The sequence below is a fragment of the Prevotella sp. DNF00663 genome (assembly GCF_001553265.1).
Taxonomy (GTDB): Bacteria; Bacteroidota; Bacteroidia; order Bacteroidales; family Bacteroidaceae; genus Prevotella.
The window spans coordinates 1-7,252 of sequence record NZ_KQ960623.1 but is presented as its reverse complement, the minus strand read 5'-3'; the positions used below and the strand labels follow the sequence as shown (position 1 = coordinate 7,252).

Here is a 7,252-nt window from a genome sequence, read left to right as displayed (position 1 = left end):
GTAAAATTGCACAATCTAATTTTCCGATTATACTTATTCCGCAAAATTCCCCACTCTTCACTTCTCACTCATAATTCGTCGGCTACTGCAGGGGCTTGGCAAGGAAACTGTCCCGCTTCTTCAGCAATACTGAGAAGCCTGAACAGCAACGCTGCATCGACCTTGCAGTCTGATATTGGACAAGTTAACGAGTAGACGAGTAAACTCGGTTATGAGTGAAAAGTGATGAGTTTGTATCCATAACTTACGTAGGATACCGTCGTAAAGCAGAAAAAGTTGTATATTTGTAGCAATCAAATAACAATTTATCTAAATATATGAACATCAAACATCTAATGCTGACATTGTTCGTTGCAGCCTCCGCGGTGGTGGGCAAGGCGGATAATGTCTACACCATTTATCCTGTTACGCATAGTCAGAAAGCGATGGCAGGAACGGTATCTTTTACGAACGAAGTGTATATCATGGCCGATGGGGGTATTGATAAGACCACGATTGAGCGGGCAAAGGGCATTCTTGCCGATAAAGGATTAAAGGCAATTGAAAGCAAGAAGGTTCCCGTAGGCTTCTCTGTGGTTTATCTTGGCGTGAACAATGCTAAGGGGTATGCCGACCGTATGGCCAAGAAACTCAAGGTAGACCGTAAGGTACTCACCGCCAAAGGCAAGTTCGACCGTCATATTCTCGTGCTGACCGGGGACGCCAAGAAGCGTGCTAACGTGTTGATTTTGGGTGAAAATACCGATGCTACGTTCTGTGGACTGGCCTCATTGGAGCAGATGCTGGACCGTGGAACAAAGAATTTGCCTTGCGTTCGTATTGATGATTATGCCGATATACAGTATCGTGGCGTTATCGAGGGATACTATGGTGTGCCTTACAATGCCGATGTGACCAAGGATTTATTCCGTTTTATGGCACGTTATAAAATGAACACCTATATGTATGGTGCCAAGAGCGACCCTTATCATTCGCAGAAATGGGGTGAGGCTTACCCCAAGAAGATTACCGAACAGCAGAAGTCTATCGGCTATCTGTCCGAGGATATGATGCGCGACATCGTGAATGTATCTCATCAGAACAAAGTAAACTTCATCTGGGCCATCCATCCGGGTAAGGCGTTTACCGACCCCAAGGAGTCGGCAGTGATAGATAAGATCATGCAGAAGTTTGAGTTGATGTACGGACTGGGTGTCCGTCAGTTCGGTGTTTTCGTCGATGACGTGGGCGTTCCGAGCGATGCTCCCACGCTCAAGCTCAATGCCGAGCGACTCACGTTGGTGCAACAGGCTGTCGAAAACCGATGGAATCGCCATTATTCTGCGCCTGCCGACACGGTGAAACCGATTAACTTCGTACCCCAACTCTATGCTTACTCGTGGGTAAAGGAGGATAAACGCAAGAATTTCTTCAATGCTTTGGGCAACACACCGAAGCATGTGGTTGTCTATATCACAGGCGCCGCAGTGTGGACTGTTCCTAATTCCAAGGACTTGGAGATTGTTTCGGGCGAGCTGGGACGTGGACTTGCTTGGTGGTGGAACTATCCTTGCAACGACAACGATATGACCAAACTCTTTGTTCGCGACACTTATGGTAACTTTGCCGATGAAAAATGGATTGACAACAAAGCTACACTGCCTAAGGAATTGAAGGGTGCGAGTGCGCTTATCTCTAATCCTATGCAGCAAGGTGCAGCTTCCAAGATTGCTCTCTTCGGCGTGGGCGACTATGGATGGAACAATGCCGGATTTGATAACGAGGCCGATTTCAAAGCTGCTGTGCGTGCCGTGGTGGGGCAAGAGAAAGCTCCTGCTTTCGAATATCTCACGCAATATCTTCGTTATTATGACAATGAGCCGTTGGCATCGTTGGTCAACGACTATAAGCAGACGGGTGATAGCCATGCTTTAAAAGCCGAAATGACGAAGCTATTGGAGGCTTGTAGCAAGATAGATGTGATGGAAAAGTCTACTTGTGAGTCTGATAGTATCTTCTATGCCGACATCCATCCATGGATGAATAAGGTGAGTGATATGGCTTATCTCACTCTTCAATTGCTTGAACAGATAGATATGCAGCCCTCTATGCGTAATGCTGTGGTGGTGAAGAAGTTGCAAAAGACGGTGGCAGAGATAGAGCATAATGCTCATTATCAGTTCAACGTACTCAATGGAATGGGCGAAGAAATCGAGCTAAGTAGTCGTACGGCCGAGCCTGCCGCTAAGGTATTGCGCCCCTTTCTCGATTATTTGGCTGCGAAACTGAATTGATTCCGTACCACAAATGTGGTAATTTTATATCGTAATAGATAATATTCTGTTCGTTTCCTTGCCTCATTCGTATGTTCTCTCTACCTTTGTGTCATACAAAATGCAAGAATTAGAGAGTTATAAAAGAATAAGATAATGGAAATGAACAGAATAAAAAAAGTATTTTGAGTGGTTTTCGGACTGCTCATGGTAAGCAATATTGCCACAGCTCAACAGACTATATGGAACAACGATCCGGCTCATTCGCAGTTGGGGTTTGAGGTAAAACATACCAATGTCTCGCGTGTTCGTGGCAAGTTTGATAGCTTTCATATTGTTGCAAAAACGTCGAAAGCCGACTATAGTGATGCTCAAATAAGTCTCACGGCACAGGTGAAAAGCATCAATACAGGCGTAGAAATGCGTGATAATCATTTGCGTACGGCCGACTTTTTTGATGTAGAGAAGTTTCCTACATTGACGTTTAAGAGCACACGACTCAAGAAGGTTAAGAAGATTCGTGGTCGCCTGACGGGTAATCTTACGATGCATGGAGTGACGCGTCCAGTAACGCTTGACGTCCAATTCTTCGGCATTATCACTAGTCCAATGACCAAGAAGCAGGTTGCCGGTTTCAGAATTACAGGTTCGGTAAATCGCTCTGATTTCGGTATTGCACCTCAATATCTTCCTGATTTCATTGGCAATACTATCTATATCACTGCCGATGTGGAGTTTAGTCCACAGGATTAAACAGGGTAGAGGGAGTGAATATATAAAAGATAATAAGTAAGATATTCTATAGAAATCCCCCGGAAGTTCGTAAAAGAGCTTTCGGGGAATTTCTTTTATAAGTGTTTGGCAACACTGTTTATAACGCAAAAGAGGACTACCTTGCGGTAATCCTCTTTGCGCTTCAAGATGGGCTTGAACCAACGACCCCCTGATTAACAGTCAGGTGCTCTAACCAACTGAGCTATTGAAGCTTGTTTTCTAATTGCGATGCAAAGGTATTGTGTTTTTTTGAAACTGCCAAACTTTTGGGAATAAAATTATTCGAGAAGTCTAAAATATGATAATTTTTATCTGTTTAGAGGGCTATACGGGTGGAATATCGTACTTTTGTAATTCAAATTTCAAGCATAAATAGTATGAAGAAAATACTTTCTCTCTTCTTGTTGCTAGCAACTCTCCCTGCAATGGCACAGAGTGGCAAGGAACATAACTTCGATGTGGCAAAGAATCTTGATGTATTCAATGTGCTCTACAAGAATCTAGACTTGCTCTACGTAGACACGCTTGATGCCAATACTGTCATCGGCAATGGTATCAATGCCATGCTTTCTTCGCTCGACCCTTATACAGAGTATTATCCGGAAGATAAGACCAAGGAATTTAAAACGGTTCTCACAGGTAAGTATGCGGGTATTGGTGCCATCATCAGCTATAATTTTAAATTGAAAAAGGTTGTTATCAACGAGCCTTATGAGGGGATGCCAGCTGCTGAAGCAGGCCTGAAGAAGGGGGATATCATCCTTTCTATTGACAATGAATCAATGGAAGGAAAAGCCAATGATTATGTAAGTAATCACCTCAGGGGTGAAGCCGGTACGAGTTTTATCCTTACATACAAGCGTCCGTCTACCAATAAAACGACGAAAGTGAAGATTACTCGTCGTGCCATTCAGATGCCGGCCGTGCCTTATTATGGCATGGTGACACCGAGTGTGGGGTACATCAATCTGAATTCATTCACCGAAAAGTGCTCCAAAGACGTGCGTAAGGCGTTCATAGACCTTAAAGGTCAGGGCATGAAACAGTTGGTATTCGACCTCAGAGGCAACGGTGGTGGCCTGGAACAAGAGGCTGTGAACATCGTCAATCTCTTTGTGCCGAATGGCAAGGTCATCGTTTCTAATCGTGGTAAACAGAAATCGTCGAACCACGATTACCGCACAACGGTGGAACCACTTGATACCGTGATGCCCATCGTTGTATTGGTAGATGGTCACACAGCCAGCTCAAGCGAGATAACGAGCGGTGCATTGCAAGACCTCGACCGTGCCGTGATTATGGGCACACGTACCTATGGTAAAGGCCTTGTACAGATGACTCTCGAAATGCCGTACAACGGTATGATGAAGTTGACGACCAACAAATACTATATTCCCAGTGGTCGTTGTATCCAAGCTATCAACTATAATCGCAAGCGTGGTGAATATACCGAGCACATTCCCGACTCTTTGACAAAAGTCTTTTATACGGCCGGTGGGCGCGAAGTACGCGATGGTGGCGGCATCAAACCAGATGTAGAGGTGAAGCCAGATACCTTGTCAAACTTGACATTATACCTGTCTAACCGTAGCGGATATGCAGGTATTATCGACTCTACCGAACAAATGTTGACCTATGAACAGGAATATATCGCCAAACATCCGACTATTGCGCAACCCACTGAGTTCCAACTCTCAGAGCAAGACTGGCAAGATTTCCGTCAGCGTGTCATCAATAGCAAGTTCAGCTACGACCGTGAGAGCGAGAAATATCTGAAGAATTTGGTGAAACTAGCTAAGTTTGAAGGTTATTACGACGACGCTAAAGCCGACTTCGATAATTTGGAGAAGAAGCTTAGTCATAACATTGCGAAAGACTTGGATAAGAATAAAGCTGAATTGATGCAGGAACTTGGGCGCAACATCGTGTCGGCTTATTACTATCAGGCCGGCCAAATAAAGTTCAATCTTCGGTTTGATAAGACGATGAAAGAGGCGCTCCGATTGTTGAGTCAGCCCGATGAATATAATAAGATATTAAGGCCTAAGAAGTAATTAGGTCAGTATATAGAGACGGTAGACGCCTACCGTCTCTTTTTTATGCTTTTGGCAATGAAACGTTTATACATACTTTTAGTTCTCGGCATGGCGCTGCTGCCGTCCATTCATGCCCAGCGACCTGCACAGCAGTTGAAGATGGCGAAGACATTCAGTTGGGTTGGCACGTGGGCCACGGCTCCACAGTTTATCACGAAGAACAATATGTCGGAGAAAACCGAACTTACCGGCAAGTCGATTCGGCAGATAGTGCACGTGTCGCTGGGCGGAAACACGCTGCGACTACAGTTGTCTAACGCCTATAGTAAGAGCCCATTGCAAATCAAGTCGGTCTATATAGCCAATTCCATCGACTCTTCGACCATTGATATTCATTCCGCTCGCTATCTGGAATTTGCTAAGAAGCGCAATGTTACCATCGCTCCGGGGCGTTCGGTGGTGTCGGATGCCGTACAATATAATCTGAAGCCCTTGCAGCGACTAGCTATAACCATTAACTATGGTGCATCTTCCAAGGACATCACGTGGCATCCCGGTTCGCGCACGACGTCATATATCCTTAACGGAGCGTCCACACCTCGCACAAAATTTACCTATGCTGCCAAAGCCGATTACTGGTTTACCATTGATGCTATTGATGTCTATGGGGTGGAAAATGGCAGTATCGCCATTCTTGGGAACAGCATTACCGATGGCAGAGGCAGCACTACAAACCATCAAAATCGCTGGCCCGACATCATGAGCGAGCGATTGGGAGGGAAGTTTGGCGTGTTGAATCTGGGTATCGGAGGCAATGAGATTCTCGGATATGGGCTTGGCGACCCTGCTATCAAGCGTTTTAGTCGTGATATTATGGGGCAACGCGGTCTGAAAGCTGTTATCATTTTTGAAGGAACAAACGACATCGGGCATAGCCGAGGTAATAGCGAACAGGTGGCTGCGCAGATGATAGAGGCTTATGCCAAATTTGCTAAAGAGGCACATGCACGCGGTTTAAAGGTCTTTGGAGCTACCATTACGCCATTTAAGAACCATTCTTACTATACGCCATTCCATGAGGCTGCGCGTGAGACGGTGAACGAATGGATACGTACCACGAAAGACCTTGATGGCGTTATAGACTTCGATAGGCTGATGAGCGATCCGAAAGAGCCTCAAGCACTCATCCCCGAATGTCAGGAAGACTGGCTACATCCTAATGCCGAAGGCTATCGTCGCATGGGGCATTATGCTGCCGGACGAATGGCTGAGTTTGGCTTTTAAAATTTGATTTGCAATCTTGTCTCCAGTATCTTTACTTCGTTGTCGTCGTAACCGGCACGGTCGGTAGTGCGCGTATAAGATCCGCGAACACGCACCAATACGTATTTATTGATGTAGTAATTATAGGTCAGCGACCAGTCATTGCTTCTTCCGCCTCGTATGCCGGCCTTGTGGTCGGAGAGGTCGGTGTAGTTATACGCTGCCACCAGTTCCATATTTCCGCCCTCCGGTGTACTGATACATCCGTCATTGTTACTATATTGATAGGCATGCTCTTTGATAAGGCCGCGCACTGCTGCATATACGCCACTTGCTTTATATCTCGGTAGTGTGCCTTTGCGGTTGATATGTGTGTAGTAATACTGCGTCTCAAGGGCTAATCAGCCGTAAGCAGCCAATAGTTCTGGGGTGAATTTATAGAGCGTTTGTGCTTCGTTGATGGTGCTAGAAACGGCTTTCAACTTCGATATGCGGGTAGGGAAGTTGGCCGCCAAGGTATATTGCTTGTGGTTGAGGCTGTCTGTGCTGCTGTATTGTGGCGACATGACGGCAGCCGACATGCCCACTTGCAATATCTTTCCTGTTTCGTGGAGTGGGCGATATACTAGTCGTGTCATGGCTCCTACGTCTTGGTTGCCTAGTTTTTCGGACGTTAGCTTCATGGCTTCTGTCTCCGAAAAGAAACTGAATGTACCTAAAAATCGTCCTTTGCTATGTGCGTACATGAGACCAAGGAGTCGGTCGCTGTCGAACGCCGATTCACATAAAGGTTCTTCCATCGAAATTTTGAACGACGTACTTGTAGCGCTTTGTAGTCCAAAGTGATGTACGAAGTAGCCTGCTTGTACCCAGTTGTTGAGGCCAAGCTGACGTTTTGAGACCTCTGCAAAACCTTCATTTATAGAG

5 protein-coding genes, 1 tRNA gene and 2 pseudogenes are annotated in these 7,252 nt (G+C 45.6%); 5 read left to right on the top strand and 3 right to left on the bottom strand.

Annotation, left to right across the window (positions count from 1 at the left end; all coding sequences use genetic code 11):
- The 3 genes from HMPREF3034_RS12965 to HMPREF3034_RS06555 all read left to right on the top strand — a co-directional run.
- Positions 1-195 (top strand): hypothetical protein (locus HMPREF3034_RS12965; RefSeq protein ID WP_231725623.1); only part of this gene is annotated, 195 nt, incomplete at its 5' end.
- 122 nt (positions 196-317) lie between these two features.
- Positions 318-2,273 carry a beta-N-acetylglucosaminidase domain-containing protein gene (locus HMPREF3034_RS06560; protein ID WP_062434199.1) on the top strand — a complete coding sequence of 652 codons (1,956 nt, stop codon included), beginning with the start codon at positions 318-320 and terminating at the stop codon, positions 2,271-2,273.
- A 168-nt stretch (positions 2,274-2,441) separates the two neighbouring features.
- Positions 2,442-3,005 carry a YceI family protein gene (locus HMPREF3034_RS06555; RefSeq protein ID WP_231725622.1) on the top strand — a complete coding sequence of 188 codons (564 nt, stop codon included), beginning with the start codon at positions 2,442-2,444 and terminating at the stop codon, positions 3,003-3,005.
- A gap of 159 nt (positions 3,006-3,164) precedes the next feature.
- On the opposite strand, the gene HMPREF3034_RS06550 is transcribed toward HMPREF3034_RS06555, so the two are convergent.
- Positions 3,165-3,238 (bottom strand) — tRNA-Asn (locus HMPREF3034_RS06550).
- A gap of 165 nt (positions 3,239-3,403) precedes the next feature.
- Here HMPREF3034_RS06550 and HMPREF3034_RS06545 point away from each other — a divergent pair.
- Positions 3,404-5,080: a S41 family peptidase gene (locus tag HMPREF3034_RS06545; protein ID WP_036899222.1), complete on the top strand. Its 1,677-nt coding sequence runs from the start codon at positions 3,404-3,406 to the stop codon at positions 5,078-5,080.
- A 57-nt stretch (positions 5,081-5,137) separates the two neighbouring features.
- Complete coding sequence (locus HMPREF3034_RS06540) at positions 5,138-6,346, top strand: SGNH/GDSL hydrolase family protein (RefSeq protein ID WP_062434196.1); 1,209 nt, start codon at positions 5,138-5,140, stop codon at positions 6,344-6,346.
- Here the strand turns inward: HMPREF3034_RS06540 and HMPREF3034_RS06535 are convergent.
- A pseudogene (locus HMPREF3034_RS06535) lies at positions 6,343-6,708 on the bottom strand (porin); the annotation flags it as partial. The gene HMPREF3034_RS06540 and the pseudogene HMPREF3034_RS06535 overlap by 4 nt on opposite strands.
- 18 nt (positions 6,709-6,726) lie before the next feature.
- Positions 6,727-7,252 (bottom strand): annotated as a pseudogene (locus HMPREF3034_RS12830) (ATPase); the annotation flags it as partial.

Excerpts from the sequence above, each read along its gene's own strand:
- HMPREF3034_RS06560 (WP_062434199.1), top strand. The coding sequence starts at position 318 with ATGAACATCAAACATCTAATGCTGACATTGTTCGTTGCAGCCTCCGCG.
- HMPREF3034_RS06545 (WP_036899222.1), top strand. The coding sequence starts at position 3,404 with ATGAAGAAAATACTTTCTCTCTTCTTGTTGCTAGCAACTCTCCCTGCA.
- HMPREF3034_RS06540 (WP_062434196.1), top strand. The coding sequence starts at position 5,138 with ATGAAACGTTTATACATACTTTTAGTTCTCGGCATGGCGCTGCTGCCG.